This is a genomic window from Marinobacter excellens LAMA 842 (genome assembly GCF_001574445.1).
Classification (GTDB): Bacteria; Pseudomonadota; Gammaproteobacteria; order Pseudomonadales; family Oleiphilaceae; genus Marinobacter; species Marinobacter shengliensis.
Map to the genome: position 1 here is coordinate 48,365 of NZ_LOCO01000013.1, position 21,455 is coordinate 69,819.

At 58.8% G+C, this 21,455-nt stretch carries 22 protein-coding genes; 9 read left to right on the forward strand and 13 right to left on the reverse strand.

Annotation, left to right across the window (positions count from 1 at the left end):
• Positions 1-331 (forward strand): helix-turn-helix transcriptional regulator (locus tag J122_RS12045; RefSeq protein ID WP_156471755.1); only part of this gene is annotated, 331 nt, incomplete at its 5' end.
• A gap of 3 nt (positions 332-334) precedes the next feature.
• Here the strand turns inward: J122_RS12045 and speA are convergent.
• Positions 335-2,245, reverse strand: a complete 1,911-nt coding sequence (gene speA / locus J122_RS12050) for a biosynthetic arginine decarboxylase (RefSeq protein ID WP_061332545.1) — start codon at positions 2,243-2,245, stop codon at positions 335-337.
• A 229-nt stretch (positions 2,246-2,474) separates the two neighbouring features.
• Here speA and speE point away from each other — a divergent pair, with 229 nt between their 5' ends.
• Complete coding sequence (gene speE, locus J122_RS12055) at positions 2,475-3,356, forward strand: polyamine aminopropyltransferase (RefSeq protein ID WP_061332546.1); 882 nt, start codon at positions 2,475-2,477, stop codon at positions 3,354-3,356.
• Positions 3,357-3,448: 92 nt separating this feature from the next.
• Positions 3,449-3,643: a DUF6316 family protein gene (locus tag J122_RS12060; protein WP_061332547.1), complete on the forward strand. Its 195-nt coding sequence runs from the start codon at positions 3,449-3,451 to the stop codon at positions 3,641-3,643.
• A gap of 76 nt (positions 3,644-3,719) precedes the next feature.
• On the opposite strand, the gene J122_RS12065 is transcribed toward J122_RS12060, so the two are convergent.
• Positions 3,720-4,967 (reverse strand): ammonium transporter, encoded by a 1,248-nt coding sequence (locus tag J122_RS12065; RefSeq protein ID WP_061332548.1) that lies wholly within the window; start codon positions 4,965-4,967, stop codon positions 3,720-3,722.
• 71 nt (positions 4,968-5,038) lie between these two features.
• Positions 5,039-5,377, reverse strand: coding sequence for a P-II family nitrogen regulator (gene glnK, locus J122_RS12070; protein WP_058091350.1), 339 nt, complete (start codon positions 5,375-5,377; stop codon positions 5,039-5,041).
• Positions 5,378-5,761: 384 nt separating this feature from the next.
• Between glnK and J122_RS12075 the strand changes: the two genes are divergently transcribed.
• The 3 genes from J122_RS12075 (at position 5,762) to trmB (ending at position 8,411) form a co-directional block, all read left to right on the forward strand.
• Positions 5,762-6,013, forward strand: a complete 252-nt coding sequence (locus J122_RS12075; protein ID WP_061332549.1) for an accessory factor UbiK family protein — start codon at positions 5,762-5,764, stop codon at positions 6,011-6,013.
• 73 nt (positions 6,014-6,086) lie between these two features.
• Complete coding sequence (locus J122_RS12080) at positions 6,087-7,613, forward strand: YifB family Mg chelatase-like AAA ATPase (RefSeq protein ID WP_061332550.1); 1,527 nt, start codon at positions 6,087-6,089, stop codon at positions 7,611-7,613.
• Positions 7,614-7,685: 72 nt separating this feature from the next.
• Positions 7,686-8,411, forward strand: a complete 726-nt coding sequence (gene trmB / locus J122_RS12085) for a tRNA (guanosine(46)-N7)-methyltransferase TrmB (protein WP_061332551.1) — start codon at positions 7,686-7,688, stop codon at positions 8,409-8,411.
• Positions 8,412-8,423: 12 nt separating this feature from the next.
• Here trmB and J122_RS12090 read toward each other — a convergent pair whose 3' ends face one another.
• From J122_RS12090 to J122_RS12135, 10 genes are all read right to left on the reverse strand, one after another.
• The gene (locus J122_RS12090) at positions 8,424-8,972 is read right to left on the reverse strand and encodes a hypothetical protein (RefSeq protein ID WP_061332552.1); all 549 of its coding nucleotides are present in this window, start codon (positions 8,970-8,972) and stop codon (positions 8,424-8,426) included.
• Entirely contained in the window at positions 8,972-10,117 is a 1,146-nt protein-coding gene (gene hemW / locus J122_RS12095; protein ID WP_061332553.1) for a radical SAM family heme chaperone HemW, read from the reverse strand. Before hemW ends, J122_RS12090 begins: the two co-directional genes overlap by 1 nt.
• A 4-nt stretch (positions 10,118-10,121) precedes the next feature.
• Positions 10,122-10,721: an RdgB/HAM1 family non-canonical purine NTP pyrophosphatase gene (gene rdgB / locus J122_RS12100; RefSeq protein WP_061332554.1), complete on the reverse strand. Its 600-nt coding sequence runs from the start codon at positions 10,719-10,721 to the stop codon at positions 10,122-10,124.
• 4 nt (positions 10,722-10,725) lie between these two features.
• Positions 10,726-11,172 (reverse strand): DUF4426 domain-containing protein, encoded by a 447-nt coding sequence (locus tag J122_RS12105; protein ID WP_061332593.1) that lies wholly within the window; start codon positions 11,170-11,172, stop codon positions 10,726-10,728.
• On the reverse strand, positions 11,172-11,774 hold the full coding sequence (gene metW / locus J122_RS12110; protein ID WP_061332555.1) for a methionine biosynthesis protein MetW: 603 nt from the start codon (positions 11,772-11,774) through the stop codon (positions 11,172-11,174). The genes J122_RS12105 and metW overlap by 1 nt, the downstream gene beginning before the upstream one ends.
• Positions 11,771-12,919 carry a homoserine O-succinyltransferase MetX gene (gene metX / locus J122_RS12115; RefSeq protein WP_061332556.1) on the reverse strand — a complete coding sequence of 383 codons (1,149 nt, stop codon included), beginning with the start codon at positions 12,917-12,919 and terminating at the stop codon, positions 11,771-11,773. The genes metW and metX overlap by 4 nt, the downstream gene beginning before the upstream one ends.
• A gap of 172 nt (positions 12,920-13,091) precedes the next feature.
• Positions 13,092-15,056, reverse strand: a complete 1,965-nt coding sequence (locus J122_RS12120) for a dynamin family protein (RefSeq protein WP_061332557.1) — start codon at positions 15,054-15,056, stop codon at positions 13,092-13,094.
• A 206-nt stretch (positions 15,057-15,262) separates the two neighbouring features.
• Positions 15,263-15,847, reverse strand: coding sequence for a YggT family protein (locus J122_RS12125; RefSeq protein WP_061332558.1), 585 nt, complete (start codon positions 15,845-15,847; stop codon positions 15,263-15,265).
• Between the two features lie 22 nt (positions 15,848-15,869).
• Positions 15,870-16,703, reverse strand: coding sequence for a pyrroline-5-carboxylate reductase (gene proC / locus J122_RS12130; protein ID WP_061332559.1), 834 nt, complete (start codon positions 16,701-16,703; stop codon positions 15,870-15,872).
• Between the two features lie 63 nt (positions 16,704-16,766).
• The gene (locus tag J122_RS12135; protein ID WP_061332560.1) at positions 16,767-17,480 is read right to left on the reverse strand and encodes a YggS family pyridoxal phosphate-dependent enzyme; all 714 of its coding nucleotides are present in this window, start codon (positions 17,478-17,480) and stop codon (positions 16,767-16,769) included.
• Positions 17,481-17,532: 52 nt separating this feature from the next.
• On the opposite strand from J122_RS12135, the gene J122_RS12140 reads away from it, so the two are divergent.
• The 3 genes from J122_RS12140 to J122_RS12150 all read left to right on the forward strand — a co-directional run bounded on the left by J122_RS12140 (position 17,533) and on the right by J122_RS12150 (position 21,444).
• On the forward strand, positions 17,533-18,567 hold the full coding sequence (locus J122_RS12140; RefSeq protein WP_058091364.1) for a type IV pilus twitching motility protein PilT: 1,035 nt from the start codon (positions 17,533-17,535) through the stop codon (positions 18,565-18,567).
• Between the two features lie 223 nt (positions 18,568-18,790).
• Entirely contained in the window at positions 18,791-19,912 is a 1,122-nt protein-coding gene (locus J122_RS12145) for a PilT/PilU family type 4a pilus ATPase (RefSeq protein ID WP_061332594.1), read from the forward strand.
• 158 nt (positions 19,913-20,070) lie between these two features.
• Positions 20,071-21,444 (forward strand): OmpP1/FadL family transporter, encoded by a 1,374-nt coding sequence (locus J122_RS12150; protein ID WP_082780582.1) that lies wholly within the window; start codon positions 20,071-20,073, stop codon positions 21,442-21,444.
• The last annotated feature ends 11 nt before the right edge of the window (positions 21,445-21,455 follow it).

Sequence of the window (21,455 nt, forward strand, 5' to 3'; positions counted from 1 at the left end):
ATCGGTGACCGAGCGAGTGGTCCGGATGCTGGAATCGGTTCGCGATGGCCGCCTGCTTAGCCTGGAGGATGTCGCCGGGCAGTTGCATGTATCGGCCCGGACCCTGCGGAGGCAGTTGGCGGCAGAGGGCGCCCGCTTCCAGCTCCTTCAGGAAACCGTGCGCCACCAGAGAGCCCTGGATTTGTTGCGACGATACTCACCCCTGAGTATCGACGATATTGCAGACCACCTGGGGTACAGCGACCCGTCCAATTTTGGCCGGGCCTTTCGCAAATGGGAGGGTATTTCGCCTTCGGCCTGGCGCCGGTTGCACCAGACGGAAGGCGATTGAAGGCTACTCCTCCAGGTAGGTGTAACCTTCGAGCCCCGCTTTCAGTTCGCCCAGCAACCGTGACTGTGTTGGCTGGTCCAGATTGCTGGCGGCAAACTTGTCCTGGTAGGCCCTGAGAAGGTTGTCGGGCTCAAAGTTGACGTAGCGCAGCACCTTGGCGACGGTGTCGCCGGTGATGGGGGTGCCGATGTCGTACTCGCCCTGGTCATTGAGGCGCACATCCACCGAGTGGGTATCCCCGAACAGGTTGTGCATGTCCCCCAGGATCTCCTGATAGGCGCCGGTCATGAAGAACCCCATCAGCAGTGGCTCGCCCTCCTTTTCCTCCGGCAATGCCAGGGTGGTTTCGATGCCCTGGCCGTCCACGTACTGGTCAATCCGGCCGTCCGAATCACAGGTAATGTCCTGAATCACCGCGCGCCGGCTCAGCGGACGGTTCAGGCCATTGATCGGCATCACCGGAAAGATCTGGTCAATGCCCCAAACATCCGGCAGGGACTGGAACAGGGAAAAGTTAACAAAGAGCTTTTCAGCGAGCTTTTCGTTGAGTTCGTCGATGATTTCCCGGTGCGCCCGACTGCCACTGTCCAGCTGAACCCGAAGCAGGCGGCAGCAGGTGGTGTAGAGGGTTTCGGCCTGGGCTCGCTCGCTGAGTGACAGCAGACCATGGGCGAACTGGGCGTGGACATCGTTCATCGCATGCAGCACATCGTGGTAAATCTCGGCCAGCGACCGGGGTGAGTGATCATCCTGCAGGCTGAGAAGGTCGCGCCAAAGGTCATGCAGTGGTGCTGGTGCGTCTGCTTCAGGCTCAGTGACTTCCCGATGGTCTGGAGATTCCCGATCAATCACGTTGGTGACCAGAACCGAGTGGTGGGCTGTCAGGGCCCGGCCGGATTCACTGATCAGGTCCGGGTGGGGAATGCCTTGGCGATCGCATTCGGCTTGCAGCACATGCACCACGTTATAGGCGTATTCAAACACGCTGTAATTCATTGAGCAGCTGCTGCGGGAGCGGGTGCCCTCGTAGTCCACGCCCAGGCCGCCGCCGATATCCACGGTGCCGACGGGTGCGCCCAACTGGTGCAGTTCCGTGTAGAAGCGGGCGCATTCCTTCAGGCCGGTCTGGATATCGCGGATGTTGGCAATTTGTGAACCCAGGTGAAAGTGCAGCAGCTGCAGGGTACCCAAAGCGCCGGCCTGTTTAAGGGTATTGACCACATCCAGAACCTGGCTGGCGGACAACCCGAACTTGGATTTTTCGCCGCCGGTGTTCTGCCAGTTACCTTTGCCAATGGTGGCCAATCGTGCCCGCACTCCAATCAGCGGTGATACCTCAAGACGCTCAGCCTCTTCCAGTATCAGCGGCAGCTCCGATTGCTTCTCCACCACGATAAACACCCGGTGGCCCAGCTTCTGGCCGATCAGGGCCAGGCGAATGTACTCACGGTCTTTATAGCCGTTGCAGACAATCACTGACCCCGCCTTGGGGGCAAGGGCCAATACCGCCATCAATTCCGGCTTGCTACCGGCTTCGAGCCCGACCTGTCCGGCCGAGGCGGCGGGTTGTGCCGCCAACAGCTCTTCCACAACCCGTCGCTGCTGGTTCACTTTGATCGGGTAGACCGCGGTATAGCGGCCCTGGTAGCCCTGTTCAGCGGTCACCTTGTTGAAGGCGCCGCAAAGCTTGTTCACCCGGTCGTGCAGTATGTCGGTAAAACGGATCAGCACCGGCAGGGCAACGCCGGACTCGGCCAGAGACCGGGTCAGGTCAGGAAGGTTGATTCGGGCTGCGGTCCGCCCCCGGTCCGGGCAGATCTCGACTTCACCCTGAGGCGTCACTGCGATATAGCCATCACTCCAGTGAGCGATGTTATAAACCTTGTGGGCAGGTAAGGCTGTGGTTTCAGGCATTGTTGCTATCCTGTCAGGAAACCGGAATGGCCCGCAGGCCGTTGTCAGGCTGCATTGTAGGACCTGACAGGCCGGATCGAAAGGATTGCCGGGCCACGAGTGGCCTGAAATGTGAAAAATACGTGGCGGCGAAGGGGAATAGTACTTTGGCTATGGCCGTGGGCCCCCTACAATACGCCCCTTTGAACAGGCCCCGACCCCGTGGTGGCGCAATGAATGGGAGGTACAGATGACGGTATTGAACGAAGGCTGGTTTACCGAGGTATTCCAGGATCAGGGCACGGCATTTTCCCTGCAGGTCAAGCGCAAGCTGCACGAAGAGCAGACGCCGTTCCAGAAGCTGGAAATCTATGAAACGGAAACCTTTGGCAACCTGATGGTGCTGGACGGTTGCGTGATGCTGACCACCCGTGACAACTTTCTGTACCACGAGATGATGACCCATCCTGCGTTGTTCACTCACAAGAACCCGAAGAAAGTGGTGATAGTGGGCGGTGGAGATTGCGGAACCCTGAAGGAAGTGCTCAAGCACCCCGGTGTCGAGGAGGCCTGGCAGGTGGAAATCGACGAGCGGGTTACCCGCATGTCGGAAAAATACTTTCCGGAGTTGTGTGAGGCCAATAATGACCCCCGGGCAAATTTCTTTTTTGGCGACGGTATCAAGTGGATGCGGGATATTGAGCCCAACAGCATCGACCTGCTGATTATCGACAGTACCGACCCGGTGGGCCCCGCCGAAGGCTTGTTTGCCCTGGATTTCTACCGGGACGCCATGGCGGCGCTTCGGGAGGGCGGCATTATTGTGCAGCAAAGTGAATCGCCGCTGTTGCACACGGACAGCATCATCAAGGACATCCACAGCGATATGCAGAAGGCCGGCTTCGGCCACGTACAGACTTTGCCGTTCCCTCAGCCTGTCTACCCGACCGGGTGGTGGAGCTGCACCATGGGTAGCAAGGATAACCCGCTGAAGTATTTCCGTGAGGAAGACGCCAACAACCGCCCGTTCGTGACCCGCTATTACAACGCCGGCATTCACCACGGAGCCCTGGCGATGCCTCAGTTTATGGTGGATGCGCTGGAAGACGCGGTGCGTCCCGAAGAGGCCTGACAAAAATTAGACAGCTCCGCACTCTGAGCTATGCTGAAACAGTGTGGTCATTTATTGATCATCGTGCTGTGTTCGGAGTGAAAGGAGTTGTTATGGAAACGCGCAAAGGTGAACAGGATCGTCACTGGTTTCGTAGTGAGCGGTTCTCGTTGGTCAACGGACAGTGGTTTTTCCAGACTCGCGAGGGCTCGATCCAGGGGCCGTTTGACAGTGTCCACGAAGCGGAAATGGAATTGATGTTGTATCTGCGGCACGCGGATGACCAATTGTTCCAGGGCGTCTGTTAGTGACGGAGCGCCAGGAACAGAAACAAGAAGGGCGCCGTTTGGCGCCCTTCTTGTTTTTCGTGGTTGTCAGGCTGGCTTACTGCTTGCCGCTGACAAACTCTGGATAGGCTTCCATGCCACACTCGGAGTAATCCACACCCTCGTATTCGTCTTCTTCGGATACCCGGATGCCCATGACCGCCTTGAGAATGCTCCACACGATCAGGCTGGTCACGAAGACCCAGACAAAGATGGTGATGGCGCCGATGATCTGGCCGCTGAAGCTGGCGTCGCCGTTGGTAACCGGCACCAGCAGCAGGCCGAGCAGACCGCAGACGCCGTGAACAGAGATGGCACCGACGGGGTCATCAATACGCAGCTTGTCCAGGGTCACAATGCTTACCACCACCAGCAGGCCACCGAAGGCACCGAAGATGGTTGCCAACAGCGGAGTGGGGGTGTCCGGGCCGGCAGTGATGGTCACCAGACCAGCCAGTGCACCGTTCAGGAGCATGGTCAGGTCAGCTTTGCCAAACATCAGTCGGGCAAGGATCAGAGCTGCGAGACCGCCACCAGCCGCTGCGGCGTTGGTGTTCATGAATACAATGGCGACGTCGTTAGCGGATTCTGCGGAAGCAGTCGCCAGAACCGAGCCACCATTGAAGCCGAACCAGCCCATCCACAGGATGAAGGTACCCAGAGTGGCCAGGGGCAGGTTGGCGCCGGGAATGGCGCGGATCTCACCGTTCGGGCCGTATTTGCCTTTACGGGCGCCCAGCAGCAGGACGCCAGCCAGGGCCGCAGCTGCGCCAGCCATGTGTACGATGCCAGAGCCGGCAAAGTCACTGAAGCCAAGATCGCCCAGGTTGTACATGCCGAAGACGTCAGCTTCGCCCCAGGTCCAGGCGCCTTCCATCGGGTAGATGAAACCGGTCATGACCACAGCGAAGATCAGGAATGCCCAGAGCTTCATGCGCTCGGCCACGGCACCGGATACGATGGACATGGCTGTAGCAACGAAGACCACCTGGAAGAAGAAGTCAGCGGATGGCGCGTAGGTTGCTGCAGCCTCATACTCGAAGCCTTCTTCAACGCCCATGCCAGTGATGCCGCTCAGGAAGGTGCCGCCACCGTACATGATCGCGTAGCCGCAGACCATGTACATGGTGCAGGCAACGGCGTACAGGGCGACGTTCTTGGTCAGAATTTCAGTGGTGTTCTTTGAGCGCACCAGGCCGGACTCGAGCATGGCAAAGCCTGCTGCCATCCACATGACCAATGCGCCACACACGAGGAAGTAAAACGTATCTAATGCGTACTGTATTTCAAAAACAGTGCTTTCCATAGGAGGCCCTCCGCACAAGGCTCTTAGGTTATAAATTTTTTGCGTTGGCTTTTTTCAGAGTCAGTCTGCTGTCAGACCGCTTCTTCGCCAGTCTCGCCGGTTCGAATCCGGATGGCTTGCGCCAGTTCGGTCACGAAGATCTTGCCGTCGCCGATTTTGCCGGTATTGGCCGCCTTGGTGATGGCTTCGATGACCTGGTCAAGCAGGTTGTCGCCAATGGCGATTTCCACTTTGACCTTGGGCAGGAAGTCCACCACGTATTCCGCGCCACGGTAGAGCTCTGTGTGGCCTTTTTGCCGACCGAAGCCTTTGACTTCAGTGACGGTTACGCCTTGTACGCCAATCTCGGATAGTGCCTCACGGACATCATCCAATTTGAAAGGCTTGATGATCGCTGTCACAAGTTTCATTGCTTTCTCCTTGGTAAAGCCGTCCCAACAGTGAGGGCCAGCGGCCGGTTGTTGAGTTCGGGATGCTGCCACCTCGCACATCAATTGTGCGGATTGCGTACGAGAGCTTTAGCATCGGGTGTGCCAACGCAAAAAAAATGTTTTAAATCAGTTTGTTGGTTATATCCTGTTCCAGAATGGCGCAATAACGCGCACCAGCTTGGTGCGATGAGCCCGCCCTTGGCTCAAAAAAGAGCATGGCCGGGTTAGCCATCCGCCGCCATTATAATGCGGACAGGGCACAGTATGGCAGGGGCGGCGGTGTGATACACTCCCACCAAAGCGGATAGCGACTCAGCCACGGCGTTTGCCGCGTCGGGAAACAGAGACTCTCAGAGGTGATTTATGAAAGGGCCACAGGACTTTTTTGCTCAGTTACAGGGCCAGTTTGGCCAGTTCGTTCCGGATATGGCTCGGGCTGCGAAAGACGATTTTGAGGCCCAGGCCAGAGCAACGGTGATGACGGTCATGTCGAAGCTGGAACTGGTCACCCGCGAAGAGTTCGATGCCCAGCAGGCGGTATTGATGAGAACCCGTGAAAAAGTGGAAGCGCTTGAGAAGCGGGTTGCCGAACTCGAGCAGAAACTGTCCTCATAATGACCGGTCTGGCCCGGCCCGCAGGATGCAGCGGCCGGGACTTGTAAGAAACTGATTGCCAAGGAAGGTTGCCATGCTTGCTATTGTCCATTCCCGTGCCAGTATCGGTGTGTCTGCACCGGCAGTGACTGTTGAAGTGCATCTGTCTGGCGGACTGCCGGCCCTGTCGATTGTTGGATTGCCGGAAACCGGTGTGCGTGAGAGCAAAGACCGGGTTCGCAGTGCCTTGATCAACGCCGGGTTCGAATTCCCCGCCCGTCGAATTACCATTAACCTGGCCCCCGCAGACCTGCCCAAAGAGGGTGGACGCTTCGACCTGCCCATCGCCCTTGGCATCCTCGCCGCTTCCGGGCAGATTCCCGCCGAAAGTCTCAAAGACCTCGAGTTCATTGGCGAGTTGTCCCTGGATGGCGCATTACGGCCTCTGAAAGGCGTATTGCCGGCGGTACTGGCGGCAAGAGGCGCCGGTCGCGCGCTGTTGCTTCCGCAGGACAATGCTGAAGAGGCCGCGCTGGCCAGCGATGATGACGTGTTTGCCGCCAGCCACATCCTGACCGTCTGTGAGCATTTGTCTGGTCGCGCCCGGATATCCCCGGTAGCTCGAGCCCTGCCAGAAGCCGGGCCCCGGGACGAGGGGCTGGACCTCGCGGACGTCCGGGGCCAGCAGGTTCCCCGACGGGCCCTGGAAGTGGCGGCTGCCGGCGGGCACAATCTTCTGCTGTTTGGCCCGCCAGGCACCGGCAAAAGCATGCTGGCCAGCCGGCTGCCCGGCATACTGCCAGCCCTGGACGACGCCGCGGCCATGGAGGTGGCCAGTGTGCATTCGGTCGCCGGCCTTCCCCTCAAGCCCGGTGGTTGGCGGCAGGCTCCATTCCGCTCCCCGCACCATACCGCTTCGGCGGTGGCGCTGGTGGGAGGTGGTAGCAGCCCAAGGCCCGGAGAAATCTCCCTGGCCCATCGAGGCGTACTGTTTCTTGACGAGTTGCCAGAGTTCCAGCGCCGCGTGTTGGAGGTATTGCGGGAACCTATGGAAACCGGTGAAATTTCCATCAGTCGGGCTGCACGGCAGGTCACTTTTCCTGCCCGATTCCAGGTGGTTGCTGCTATGAACCCTTGCCCGTGCGGCTACAGTGGGCATCCGACCATGGAGTGTCAGTGTACGCCGCAGCAGGTCATGCGCTATCGCTCCCGGATATCCGGGCCGTTGCTGGACCGGTTTGACCTGCACGTTGAAGTGCCGGTGCAGGCCGGGGGCGTGTTGTTGGGGGCCGGTGAAACCGGAGAGTCCAGCGCCAGCGTCCGGGAACGGGTGCTACGGGCCCGGGCCAGGCAGTCAGAACGGGGCGTGCTCAATGCGGCCCTTGCTGGCAAGGCGTTGCACGAGGCCAGCCATCTGAATGCGGAGAGCGAGAAACTGCTGTCCGGAGCCATGGAGAAACTTGGGTTGTCTGCGCGGGCGTTGCATCGGATTCTGCGAGTGGCCCGCACCCTGGCGGACCTGGATGACCAGCCAGCGGTCACCCGAAACTATCTGATGGAAGCGCTCGGCTACCGGCAACTGGACCGTCAACAGGGGCAAAGCTCGGTTGTCTCCGCTTGAGGCGGTCTACTCTGGTAAACTGGCGGGTAACGTTCCCTAAATCAGATCCGCATTGACGGTTGAGGACCACAGATGACTGACCAGCATGAGACGCACGATGCCTCCGGCGACAACCCGATCACCACCCGCCGCGGTGTTCGCAGTTTTGTCTTGCGCCAGGGCCGGATGACCGAGGGTCAGAAAAAAGCCTATGAACGCAGCTGGCCCAAGTACGGCCTGACCCGTGACAACGGCATGATCGACCCGAGGGAAGTGTTTGGCCGGGACAACATGCTGAATCTGGAGATTGGGTTTGGCATGGGGAAATCCCTGGCGGATATGGCGGAAGCGGCCCCCGAGCAGGACTTTATCGGTGTGGAAGTGCACTTGCCCGGTGTTGGAGCCTTGCTCAAAGAGGTGGAGGATCGCGGACTTGAGAACGTGCGCGTTTACAATATCGACGCCAATGACGTCATCGACCTGTGCTTACCAGATGCCAGCCTTGACCGTGTGATGGTGTTCTTTCCGGACCCCTGGCACAAGAAAAAGCACCACAAACGTCGCCTGATCCAGCACGACTTTGTTCAGAGGATTCGTCACAAACTCCGCGTTGGTGGCATTCTGCACCTGGCGACGGACTGGGAAAACTACGCCGAGCACATGCTGGAAGTGATGAACGATTCGGAAGGGTTCGCCAATACTCAGGAGCAGGGCGGCTACTCACCGCGCCCGGATGACCGTCCGATCACCAAATTCGAAAAGCGTGGTGAAAATCTTGGCCACGGAGTCTGGGATTTGTTGTTCTATCGCACCAATTGAGGCTGGATGGTGTCAGGAGTGGCTCAGCGGATGCCGGCGGGCAGCCCGGATGATGACAAGTCCGGCCACTCCGAGCAGTAGCCCGGTGAATTTGATCAACGCGAGGATAGTGGCGGTCATGCTCATGGAGTCTGTGGGCGGGCTCAGGTTGTTCAGCAGTACAATGTTCTCAGCCACGTCACTCAGCCCTGCCGTGATAAACAGCGCGCGCACCCAGCGCGCGACCTTGCGCTCCCGGATGCCGGGCCTGTCCCGGGTGAAGTGTCTGGTCAACTGCAACAGCGCGGCCAGGTAAGCCACGATAAACAGAAAGTCTACCCACAATGACGCTTTTGCCCAGATCAGGCCGTTCTCGCGCCAGCTGCGGATAATGGCGTAGGCCTGGTCCGCCGTGCCTGCCAGTTGGAAGCTGACAATGCCCTGAGGGGCAGAGCCGGTCTTCAGGGGTTGGTTGATGGCCATCAGAACCAGGAACAGCGCCACCGCCACCACGATGGATACCTTCATGGGCGGTTTCATCGGGCGAGGCCCGGATGGCACGGTGTGCTGAGCTGAATTCATCAGAGGAAGTGCTCCAGCAGGCTATTCAGGTAACGCTGTCCTTGCTCGGTCGCCTGCAGGCGATCAGGGGTCAGCAGATGTTGTTTGCGTAATTGCTCAAGTTGTACCGCAACTGACGACAAGGGTAAACCTGTACGCTCAAGATACAGTTGTTCCGATGTGCCCCGTTTCAGGCGTAACGCATTCATCATGAACTCCAGCGGCCGGTCCTCCGGTGCCAGCTCTTCGCTACCGGAGGTGCGGGAGCCGATCCTTTGCAGGTAGGCGTCTGGTTGCCGGGTTTTCCAGTACCGCAGAATCCGGCCGTCGGCCAGGCTGACTTTGCCGTGGGCGCCGGCACCCAGCGCCAGATAGTCGCCAAAGCTCCAGTAATTCAGGTTATGCCTGCTTTCCCGACCAGGCAAGCTCCAGGCCGAGATCTCGTAATCATCGAAGCCCGCTGACCGAAGGTGGGTCGCCCCCTGTTGATAAATGTCCCAGAGCCGATCGTCGTCCGGCAACGCCGGTGGTCGCGAGAAGAATTCGGTGTTCGGCTCAATGGTGAGTTGATACCAGGACAGGTGGGTTGGCCGGTGGGCCAGTGCGGCGTGCAGGTCGCTGACCGCCTGTTCCGGAGTTTGCCCCGGCAGGCCGTGCATCAGATCGATGTTGAAATTGTTGAACCCGGCAGCCCGGGCGGATTCGATGGCCCGGTGGGCCATGGCCTGATCGTGGATGCGGCCCAGGGATTGCAGGTGCTCCGGGTGAAAACTCTGTACCCCGATGGACAGCCGGTTGATGCCGGCTGCACGGAAGCTTTCGAAGCGGCCCGCTTCCAGCGTGCCGGGATTGGCTTCCAGGGTAATTTCCGCATCGGTCGAAAACGCCAGGCGTTGGCGGAGCCCGTCGAACAGCTGTTCATAGAAGGCGCCGCTCATCAGGGAAGGAGTGCCGCCGCCGATAAAGACGGTTTTGATAGGGCGCCCCAGGATATAGAACAGGTCCTGATCCAGATCTTCCAGAATGGCGTTCAGATAGGCCGTTTCCGGAATTTCCCCCTTGATGGCATGTGAATTGAAGTCACAGTAGGGGCATTTACGCACGCACCAGGGCACGTGGATGTACAGGCTCAGTGGCGGGCAGACCGCAACCGGGGTGGCGGTCATCGGTTTACCGCTCCGCCTGGAGTTGTTCCAGCAGGCTGGCCAGGGCCCGGCCCCGATGGCTGATCTTGCCCTTCTGTGCCCGGGTCAGTTCTGCGGCGCTGCAGTTGAACTCCGGCGCCAGGAATACAGGGTCATAACCGAAACCGCCGTCACCCCGGGGCTCGGTCAGGATCTGCCCCGGCCAGCGGCCATGGCAGATGATTGGCGTGGGGTCGTCGGCATGTCGAAGATACACCAGAACACAATGGAACTGGGCAGTGCGTTGTGGGGCGGGAACGTCCTTCAAGGCATCCAGAAGTGCCGCCACGTTGTCAGCGTCGGAAGCGGCGTCGCCGGCGTACCGCGCCGAGCGCACGCCGGGCTCGCCATTGAGGGCATCCACAGCCAGGCCGCTATCGTCTGCCAGGGCCGGCAGCCCGGTTTCCCGGGCTGCATGGCGGGCTTTGAGGATGGCGTTTTCAACGAAGGTGACCGCCGGTTCTTCGGCCTCGCTCACGCCCAGTTCGCCCTGGGCAACCGGCTGCAACCCCAGGGGGCTGAGCAGTTCTGTCAGTTCGGCAATCTTGCCTTTGTTATTGCTGGCGATGACAAATTTCTGGCTCATTGTGTCAGTCATTGAACAGGGTATGGGAGAAACGAACTGGCAGATCCCGGTTGTGGCCAGTGGGCCGGGCCGTGATGTTGAACGTCATCAGGTCGCCGGAACGGTACTGGTACTGGGCGATGAAATAGACTGCATCACCCTCCTGAATACGACGGAAGGCCAGGAAATTCACCTGCTGGATGTCATTGGTAACCTGGCCCTGCACCTGCCCGCCAACCGGCCGGATCTGGCCATGTTCGCCTTCGGTCATAATGGAAATGTTGATGATGCCAATGCCCCGGCTGCGTTGCAGGTTGTTGGCCCTGGCTACTTCCGGGTCAAGGAAGGTGCTTGGGAAAACGCTCCAGTGCACCTGATAGTCACCGAAGTCTTCCTGGCCGGCCTGCGCCTGAGCGAATAACAGCAGTCCCAGGGTCAGGGTCAGTAGGCGAGTTATTGAACGAGTCATCATCATGGGTTCTCCCGCGTGATTCGATAGATGGCAATTTCCCCCAACAGGTTCGGCCAGAGCCTGGCCAGCCAGCTGTTCTGGTGCTGACCGTCTACCACCCGGCGGCTCTTGATGCGAATGCCTTTCTGACGGCACAAGGCTTCAAAATCCTTGAAGGTGCATAGCCGTATGTTGGGGGTGTTATACCATTTATACGGTAGTGCGTCGGATTCGGGCATACGGCCACTCAGAGCCAGTCCCCAGCGCAGGCGCCAATGGGCAAAATTGGGGAAGGTGACGATGCCCTCTCGGCCGACCCGGAGCATCTCTTCGATCACTTTGTCTGGTCGCCTCACCGCTTGCAGGGCCTGGGTCATCAGAACCACGTCGAACATGCCGTCGTCAAAATTGTCCAGCCCCTGGGTGTCCAGGTTCTGCTCGATTACGCTCACCCCTTTCGCCATACAGGTGGTGATGTGGTCCGGGTTGATCTCCAGGCCAAACCCCGTGGCGCCTCGCTCCCGCTGGAGAAAGTCCAGCAGGGTGCCATTGCCGCAACCCAGGTCCAGTACGTGATGCCCTGGCTGGACCCATTGCTGGATGATTTCCAGGTCTGGTCTCATGCGCCCACCTCCCGTGCCACCCGGTCCATATAGGCGGTGAAAATATCGGTGTACCTGGGGGTTGGAATCAGGAACGCGTCATGGCCCCAGGGGGCATCGATTTCGGCGTAGCTGACCTTCTTGCGGGCAGAGATCATGGCGTTCACCATCTCTTCGGAGCGTTCGGGCGAAAAGCGCCAGTCGGTGCTGAACGACAGCACCAGGTACTCGCAGCTTGCCGGTGCCAGAGCCTTGGCCAGATCCCCGCCGGCGGCATAAGCCGGATCGAAGTAGTCCAGGGCCCGGGTCATCAGCAGGTAGGTGTTGGCATCAAAGCTTTCTGAGAAACGCTCGCCCTGGTAACGAAGGTAACTTTCTACCTGGAACTCGGCGTCGAACCCGAACTTGTAGGCCTCTTCCCGCAACTCCCGGCCGAATTTCTCACCCATGGAGGCGTCGGAAAGGTAGGTGATGTGGCCGACCATACGGGCGAGCATCAGGCCGCGGCGGGGCACCGCGCCAAAATCATAGTATCGGCCGTCGTGGAACTCCCGGTCGGAGGTAATGGCCTGGCGAGCCACTTCATTGAAGGCGATATTTTGTGCACTGAGTCGGGGCGTGGACGCAATCACCACCGAGTGACGCAACCGTTCCGGGTAATCCAGGCTCCACTGCAACGCCTGCATGCCACCCAGTGAGCCGCCGACCACCGCGGCCCATTGTTCGATGCCCAGGTGGTCAGCCAGGTAAGCCTGGCTTTTTACCCAGTCGGCAACGGTAATCACCGGGAAGTCCGGGCCATAGGGTTTGCCGGTTGCCGGGTTGGTGGAATTGGGGCCGGTGCTGCCGTGGCAGCCTCCCAGATTGTTCAGGCTGACCACAAAAAAACGATTGGTATCGATGGGCTTGCCCGGGCCGATGCAGCTGTCCCACCAGCCAGGCTTCTTGTCTTCCATGCTGTGATAGCCCGCGGCATGGTGATGGCCGCTGAGTGCATGGCAAATCAGCACCGCGTTGCTGGCGTCCGGATTCAGGGTGCCGTAGGTCTCCACCACCAGGTCGTAACTATCCAGGATCTGGCCGCACGCCAGTTCGATCGGCGTGTCAAAGTGAATGGTTTGGGGGCTTACAAGGCCCACGGAGTCCGAGGGCAGGGAATCAGGCATGGCGGTGATGAGTTCCTGGTCCGGTCCACAAGTGTCTGGCCATTGGCCTTGGAGTGTTCAGAAAAGCGCGACAGCATCGCAGTTTAAAGGCGGGTGGGGGTTGCTGCAACCGGCGCGTGGCTGCGGCGCCGTTTTCGGGGCCCGCGCGATGTTCGAGCGGGCCCCCGGTCCTTCAGATGGCGCCTGAGATATTGACCACTTTCTGCTGAATCATGGTGGGGGCCGGCTTGCGGATTTGCCGCATCATGGCGTCGGCCAGTTCCAGCTGTTTACGCAGGTCGACAATGGCATTATCCAGGCGCTGGCGCTCAGCGCGGCTGTCCCGGTCGCTGCGGACCATGTCGCGCAGGCGGCGGATCTGGTGCTCCAACAGCTGTTTCTGCTCCATGGAATACTGCATGATCGGCAGCAGGGCTTCCTGGGGCCAGCGCTCTACATCCTTACGCACCCGGCCGTGAAGGGTGCGAGCTTCACCCACCATGACATTGAAGAAGCGGCGCACCAGCAGGGACTGTTCGGTCAGCAGGTTTTTCGGGCTGATGCGGAAACGCTTGGCTTTCTTGCGCAGTTCCCGAATAGCGATCACATGGCGGCCCGCCCGCAGCGGGATGGGCTCCAGGTGCCTGGCCCGGGTGTCTTCGTTATAACGGCGGTAGATGGCTCCGACCATTTTCTCCGCCAGCCTGCCTTCGGCCAGCAGGTTGGTCAGGTCGCTTTCCAACAGTTCAAAGAAATGGTCCATGGCCCGGTTCATGCCGGCCGTCGTCCAGCTCTTGGACATCGTGTGACGAACCTTGGCGGCGTGATTTTCAAAACGATCTTCGGCGACCAGGTTCTTCAGCATCTCTCCCTGGGAATCCATGAGCCGGCGGGAGGAACGCAGGGTGATCAGCTTTTTGTAGTAGAAGTCATAGTCTTTCTGGGCGCGCTCTGCCAGCCGGCTGAGGGCGGCCTTGTCCATGGTGGCGCCGGCACAGGCCTGGCGTTCTTCTTCCAGTGATTCAAGCCGGTATTGCATGGCCGCCTGACTGTTTTGAAGCATGCCCAGAAGATCGTTGATCAGGTTCTGGGTAATCAACTGCTCCTTGTGCATCAGGATGCGCTGAATAATCAGTTGCTCGAGCTGGCCGATGTTGGAACGCCCGAACAGCTCGTTGTCTTTGCGCACCCGGGCCAGCAGTCCCTGTTTTGCCGACAGCGGAATCACATCTTGCTGGCGTATGCTCAGATGTTCCGCGGTATAGGTGCGTACCCGCTCAATGGCATCGGTGGTGTGTTGCTCGCCCTGCAGGTCGTCCCACAACACATCAATCTTGTTCAGCACGGCAAACCGGCCGGCCCGGTGGTCGGCGTGTTCGGTATCGATATGATCTTTCCAGATCGTCATATCGCTGGCGGTTACGCCGGTGTCCGCACTTAACACAAAAATGACCGCGTGGGCGCGGGGCAGCATACTGATGGTCAGCTCTGGTTCGGAGCCCAGCGCGTTGAGCCCCGGCGTGTCGAGGATGCGCAGGCCACGCTCGAACAGCGGGTGGCGAATGCTGATCTGGGCGTTGCGCCAGGCAGGCACCAGTACATTGCCGGGGTTGTTGCGATCGTGTTCCAGCATGGCTTCGTCAAAGCCCAACTGGCGTGCTTCGTCAGGGGTCACGCTTTTGATGCGGGCAACCTCGGCCAGCACTTCGCGCATGACTTCCGGGTTGCGCTCGTCCAGCTCGTGCTTTACCCAGCGCTCAGGCTGCTTGCGCAATTGCTGCAGGGAAAGCTCGCCGGTCCGGGTCTCAATGGGCAGGAGCAGAAGGTAGTTCTGGTTGGCGCTGCGATCAAAGAACAGCTCCGTGGGGCACATGGTGGTGCGGCCTGCCTGGGACGGCAGCATGCGCTGACCATACTCCGAGAAAAACAGGGCATTGATCAGCTCGGTTTTGCCGCGGGAGTACTCGCCCACAAAGGCGATGGTCAGCTCATCTTCAATGAGCAGTTCAAGGCCATGGCGAATTCGGGTACTGACGTCTTCCGAGAACAGATTGTTATCTTGCAGCCAGAGCCGGTACCGGCCAATCTGCCGTATCAGCTCTTTCTTCCAGTTGTGGTATGCCTCAACCTGCTGCGACAGAGTTCCCTGCTGATTCATTGGATAATCCTTCTGCGCGACTTCCGAGATTAAATGACGTTAATAGTAGCCTTTTTAGTCAGTTGGGTGGGGTGCGCCAGTAGGCATTTTTTGCGGTAGGTCGGGTTCTGATGCAAAAAAGGCTTCAGAATCATGTTGTTGACGCTGAAGCCTTCGGTGTTTCGAAATGGATAAAACTGTAACTGAATGTATATCTGTGAGGCAGGTTACATTCCAAGGCCGATGGAGCCGAGGCCCGCGGCGATCTTCATATGGTCAATCACCACAGAGATGACGTTCAGTATCAGGAACACAATGATTGGTGACAGATCCAGCCCGCCCATGGAAGGCATGACGCTGCGCACCGGTCGCATGACCGGTTCGGTAATCTGCGCTACCAGCTGGATAGCCGGGTGGCTGCTTTGCGGGGCAATCCAACTGACCACCACCACGGCAATCACTGACCAGAAGTAGATTTTGACAATCAGGCTGAGCACATTCAAAACGGCCCAGACGAGCAGGGTAATCGGATTGATGCCGGGAATCCCGCCGTTCAGGGCCACCAGGATCAGGAAGAAGGTAATGGCCTGGATAATGACAGCAAGTACCAGCGCTGCTCCATCAATGCCGCCCCAGCCGGGAATGAAACGGCGCAGCGGGCGCAGCGGCGGATTGGTGGCCTTCACCACAAACTGGGAAATCGGGTTATAGAAGTCGGCCCGAGCCAGCTGTAGCAGGAAGCGCAGCAGTACGATGGTCATGTAGAAGGTGGACGCGATCAGCAGGATCGTAATCACAATATCTGCCAGCATGTAGCTGTGTCTCCGTTAACGGTTACTGTTTATCTGCCAGTTCTTTGGACATTTCCCGGGAGCGATCAAACGCTGCGCCATAGGCCTTTTTCACAAGTTGCCGCAGGCCGCCGTCCTCAAAGGTATTCACTGCACGCTCGGTGGTGCCGCCGGGGGACATGACGTTGCGTTTGAGCTGCGCCGGGTCATCGTCGCTTCGGGCCGCCATTTCGGCCGCGCCAGCCATGGTCTGAATAGCGAGTGCCCGGGCGGTCTCAGGTGCAATGCCGGCTTCGGTGGCGGCGCCTTCCAGAGCTTCAAGCATCAAGAAGAAATACGCCGGGCCGCTTCCGGAAAGCGCGGTAACGCCGTGCAGCTGGTCTTCGTCGTCCACCCACAGCGCTGAGCCGATGCTTTCGAACATCGACTGTACCGATGTCTTCTGTGCGTCTTTGACCTGTGCGTTGGCAAACAGCCCGGCGGCACCCTTGCCAACCAGCGATGGTGTGTTGGGCATCACGCGAACCAGCGGCATGCCGCCGCCAAGCCAGGTGTCCAGAGTTTCAGCGGTCAGGCCTGCGGCGATGGAAACCATCAGTGGGCGGGTGTTCTGCACCACCGGGGCGATGTCGTGGCAGACATCCGCCATCACCTGGGGCTTAACAGCCAATACCACAATATCCGCCTGTTGGGCGCAGTACCGGTTGTCTGTGGTAACGCTGACACCAAAGCGCTTCCGGATGGATTGCAGGTGGCCATCGTCAGGGGCGCTTACCCAGATATTACCGGCCTGGTAGCCGTTCTCCAGCATGCCGCCGATGATGGCGCTGGCCATATTGCCGGCACCTATAAAAGAAATCGTGGGTGATGTGCTCAAGGGTCACTCCAGGGCTTTGGTCAGTGAATTCGTTGAATGCGATGATAGCAGGAACCAGCGGTTTCAGCTCTGGCTGTGTTTGGATGGCCTTGCCCCAAATAGAGCGGTACCTACGCGAACCCAGGTTGCACCCTCTGCGATGGCGATCTCGAGATCATCCGACATGCCCATAGACAGTGTGTCCATCGGGCCGGCCTCAGGAGATGCCCGTTTAAGCTCCCGCAGGGTATTGGCCAGCTTGCGAAAACTCATTCGCAGATCTGCCTCGGACTGGTCTGGATCGGGAATCGCCATTAGCCCTCGCAATTTCACGTTAGGCAAATCGCCGATCTCATCCACCAGTTCGGGCAGTTCGGACAGCGTGCAGCCGGATTTGCTGTCCTCGTCATTGATGTTGACCTGCAGGCACAGATTCAATGGCGGTAAACCGGGAGGCCTCTGCTCGCTCAGGCGGCGGGCAATCTTCAGCCGATCAACACTGTGCACCCAGGCGAACATCTCCGCAATTTGACGGGTTTTGTTGGACTGGATGGGGCCAATAAAGTGCCACTCAATCTGATTGAGATCCTTCAGGGCTTCAATCTTGTCCAGCGCCTCCTGAAGGTAGTTTTCACCAAAGGCAACCTGGCCGGCATTGGCAGCGACCCTGAGTTCGTCTGGCTGGCGTGTCTTGCTGACTGCCAACAGGCGCACACTGCCGGGGTCCCGGCCTGCCTTCAATGTTGCTTTTTGTATGCGTCGGGTTACGCTCCCGATGTTGTCTGCTATGCTGCTCATAGTGTGAGTTTGCCGCTTCTGGACTAAAAGAAAAAGCCCTCCGAGGAATCCTATGGATATTACTGAACTGCTTGCCTTTTCGGCGAAACAGGGCGCATCGGATTTGCACCTGTCTGCCGGTCTGCCCCCCATGATCCGTGTCGACGGCGACGTGCGCCGCATCAACCTGCCCCCGATGGAGCACAAAGAAGTGCACGGGTTGATCTACGACATCATGAACGACAAGCAGCGTAAGGATTACGAAGAGTTCCTGGAAACCGACTTCTCGTTCGAGGTGCCGGGTGTGGCCCGTTTCCGGGTAAACGCCTTCAACCAGAATCGTGGCGCCGGCGCTGTATTCCGGACCATCCCCTCGAAGGTTCTGACCATGGAAGATCTGGGCATGGGGCAGGTGTTCAAGGACATTTCGTCCGTACCCCGTGGCCTGGTGCTGGTCACCGGGCCCACCGGCTCCGGTAAGTCCACCACCCTGGCGGCGATGATGGACTACATCAACGACACCCGCTATGAGCATATCCTGACCATCGAAGACCCGATCGAATTCGTGCACGACTCGAAAAAGTGCCTGGTCAACCAGCGGGAAGTGCACCGGGATACCCTGGGCTTTAACGAAGCCCTGCGTTCCGCCTTGCGGGAAGACCCGGACATCATCCTGGTAGGTGAGCTCCGGGACCTGGAAACCATCCGACTGGCCCTGACCGCCGCAGAAACCGGCCACCTGGTGTTCGGCACCCTGCACACCACCTCCGCTGCGAAGACCATCGACCGGGTGGTTGACGTGTTCCCGGCCGAGGAGAAGTCCATGGTGCGGTCCATGTTGTCGGAATCCCTGCAGGCGGTTATCTCCCAGACCCTGATGAAGAAGATGGGCGGCGGCCGGATTGCCGCCCACGAGATCATGATCGGTACGTCTGCGATCCGTAACCTGATCCGGGAAGACAAGATTGCGCAGATGTACTCATCCATCCAGACCGGTGGCTCGCTGGGCATGCAGACCCTCGACCAGTGCCTGGAGCGCCTGCTGCAGAAGGGTCTGATTTCCCGCGAAGCAGCGCGGGCCAAGGCCAAGATGCCTGATAACTTTTAACTTTTAATTGGATTGCTCCGGGCCGTGTCGTTGGTGCCAGGAGCGGAAGGGGAGTTCACCAGACTCCCCGAATACAGTTTGACGGGTGGAGCGGGTGCAGCTTCCCAGGACTGTCTGCAGCATGGATGCTGCAGTCAAGCTTACATGGACGTATTTACAGCGTGTCCTGGGAAGCTGCACCCGCTCCACCCAGGCACCAAACAATGAAGACTGGGTACAAAAAATGGAATTCGAAAAACTGTTACGGCTGATGGTGGAAAAAGGCGGTTCGGACCTGTTCATTACAGCGGGTGTACCGCCAAGCATGAAGGTGAACGGGAAAGTGCTCCCTGTGACCAAAAACGCGCTGACGCCGGAGCAGACGAGGGAGTTTGTCTACGGCGCCATGAACGACAAACAGCGCGCCGAATTCGAAGAAACCCACGAATGTAACTTCGCCATCAGCGCCCGCGGCATTGGCCGCTTCCGGGTGTCCGCATTTTTCCAACGCAACCTGTGCGGTATGGTATTGCGACGGATTGAAGTGAAGATTCCCCAGATTGACGACCTGGCGCTGCCCGAGATTGTCAAAGACCTGGCCATGACCAAACGTGGCCTGATCATGTTTGTGGGCGCCACCGGTACCGGTAAGTCCACCTCCCTGGCCGCCATGCTCGGCCATCGGAACCGTAACAGCCGCGGCCACATCATCTCCATCGAAGATCCTATCGAATTCGTGCACCAGCACCAGGGCTGCATCGTCACCCAGCGGGAGGTGGGCATCGATACCGAAAGCTTCGAAGTGGCCCTGAAAAATACTCTGCGACAGGCGCCGGACGTTATCCTGATTGGTGAGGTGCGTACCCGCCAGACCATGGAATATTCGGTACAGTTCGCAGAAACCGGCCACCTGTGTCTGGCCACCCTGCACGCCAACAACGCCAACCAGGCCCTGGACCGGATCATCCAGTTTTTCCCGCCGGAACAGCACAACCAGATCTGGATGGACCTCTCCCTGAACCTCCGCGCCATAGTGGCTCAGCAGCTGGTGCCGACCCCGGATGGCAAAGGCCGCAAGGCCGTAATCGAAGTATTGATCAATACGCCGCTGGTGGCGGACCTGATTCGTAAAGCCGAAGTGCACAAACTCAAAGAGTTGATGGCCAAGTCCAACGAGTCCGGCATGCAGACGTTTGACCAGGCGTTGTACCGGCTGTACGCCGAAGGCTCCATCACCTATGAAGACGCTTTGGCCCACGCGGATTCCGCCAACGATTTGCGCCTTATGATCAAGCTCGGTGCCGATGCCCAGGGCGCCGACAAGCTGTCATCTTCGGTTGACAAGCTCACCATTCAGGACGATTGATCGAAACCGAACATCGATCCTCCTTCCAGGCGGCCCTGTCCGGGGCCGCCTTAATACCAAAGTCGTACTTTGTTAGTGCCTGCAACCAGTAGTTTTGGCATTTGAGGCCATTGTGTTGCCCTGCGTATACTCCGCGCGCGACTAACAAAGGAGACAGCATGCACAAGAATACCAATGCCCTCGTAAAGGCCATCCGCTTCGCTACCGTGACAGCACTCGCCGCCCCAGCCACTGTTTTGGCCGGCGGATTCGCCCTGAACGAGCAGAGCGCCAGTGCCATGGGTACTGCTAATGCCGGTGCGGCGGCTAACCCCGAGAATGCCACTATTGTATTCTTTAACCCCGCTGGCATGAGCCAGTTGTCTGGGACCAATATTTCGTTTGGTGCGGCCTACCTCGACATTGATGCCGAGGCAAAGGACGGGGCGTCTGCCACTCGGATATCCGGTAATCCTGTAACCCCGGCTGGCCGGGGCGGGGATATAGCCGATGGCGCGTGGCTGCCTAATTTCTACTTGGCCCATGAGGTGAGTGATTCAGTAGACGTCGGTTTTGGTATTCATGCTCCCTACGGGCTGGCCGGTGACTACGAGGATGATTTTGTGGGGCGGTTTTTTGCGGACAAAACCGAGTTAACCGCCATTGCGTTTACACCCTCGATCGCCGTTAATAACGGTCAGGGCCTGTCCATGGGTGCCGGGCTGAATATCATCTATGCTGAGGGCCGGCTTACCAGGAATCAGGATCTTGGGCCGAGTGCGGAGCCGCTCCCGGTTGGCGCAGAGCCCTACGCTGACATTGAAGGCGATGATATTGGTGTGACCTTTCGCGTTGGTTTCTTGTACGAACTGTCTGACAAAACCCAGTTTGGCATGACGGCGCAAACCGGCACAGAACTCAACCTAAAGGGTGATATGGAGGTGACGGGTGTTCCCGTCCCGGGTATGCCTGGAGTGACAACAACCCTGAACGAAAAGGTTGAGGTGCCCCTGGCGATTCCCGAGAGCATTACTGTGGGGGCGCGCCATAAACTGACAGACGATGTAACCCTGTTGGCGGGTGCAACATACTCTCGCTGGAGTCGCTTCGAGGAGCTGGACATCATCAGCCGTGACCCTGATGGAGAGATCGCGGGCGTTCCGGGTGCGGTGATTAGCCACACTACGGAAAAGTGGGGTAATACCTGGCAATTCAATGTTGGTGGGATATGGCAAGCTACCCCGGCCTGGGCTTTCAAGGCAGGCTATGCCTATGACGAATCACCAGTTGGTGAGTACGTTACCGCTCGTATTCCATCAACGGACCGTCACTGGCTGACACTGGGAACCCAGTGGAAAGACGTCAATAGTGGCTGGACGATTGATGCAGCAGTCGGAACCCTGATCTTCGACGGCAACGCTAAAGTCGGTGAAGTGTTCTACCAGCACGAGAATCCGACTCAGCAAGATCCGAGCTTCGGTGCTTCCAACTATCAGGCGGAATACGACCTGAGCGCCTGGAGCGCCGCCATCGAGTTCAGCAAGGCCTTCTAAGCGCCTGTCCT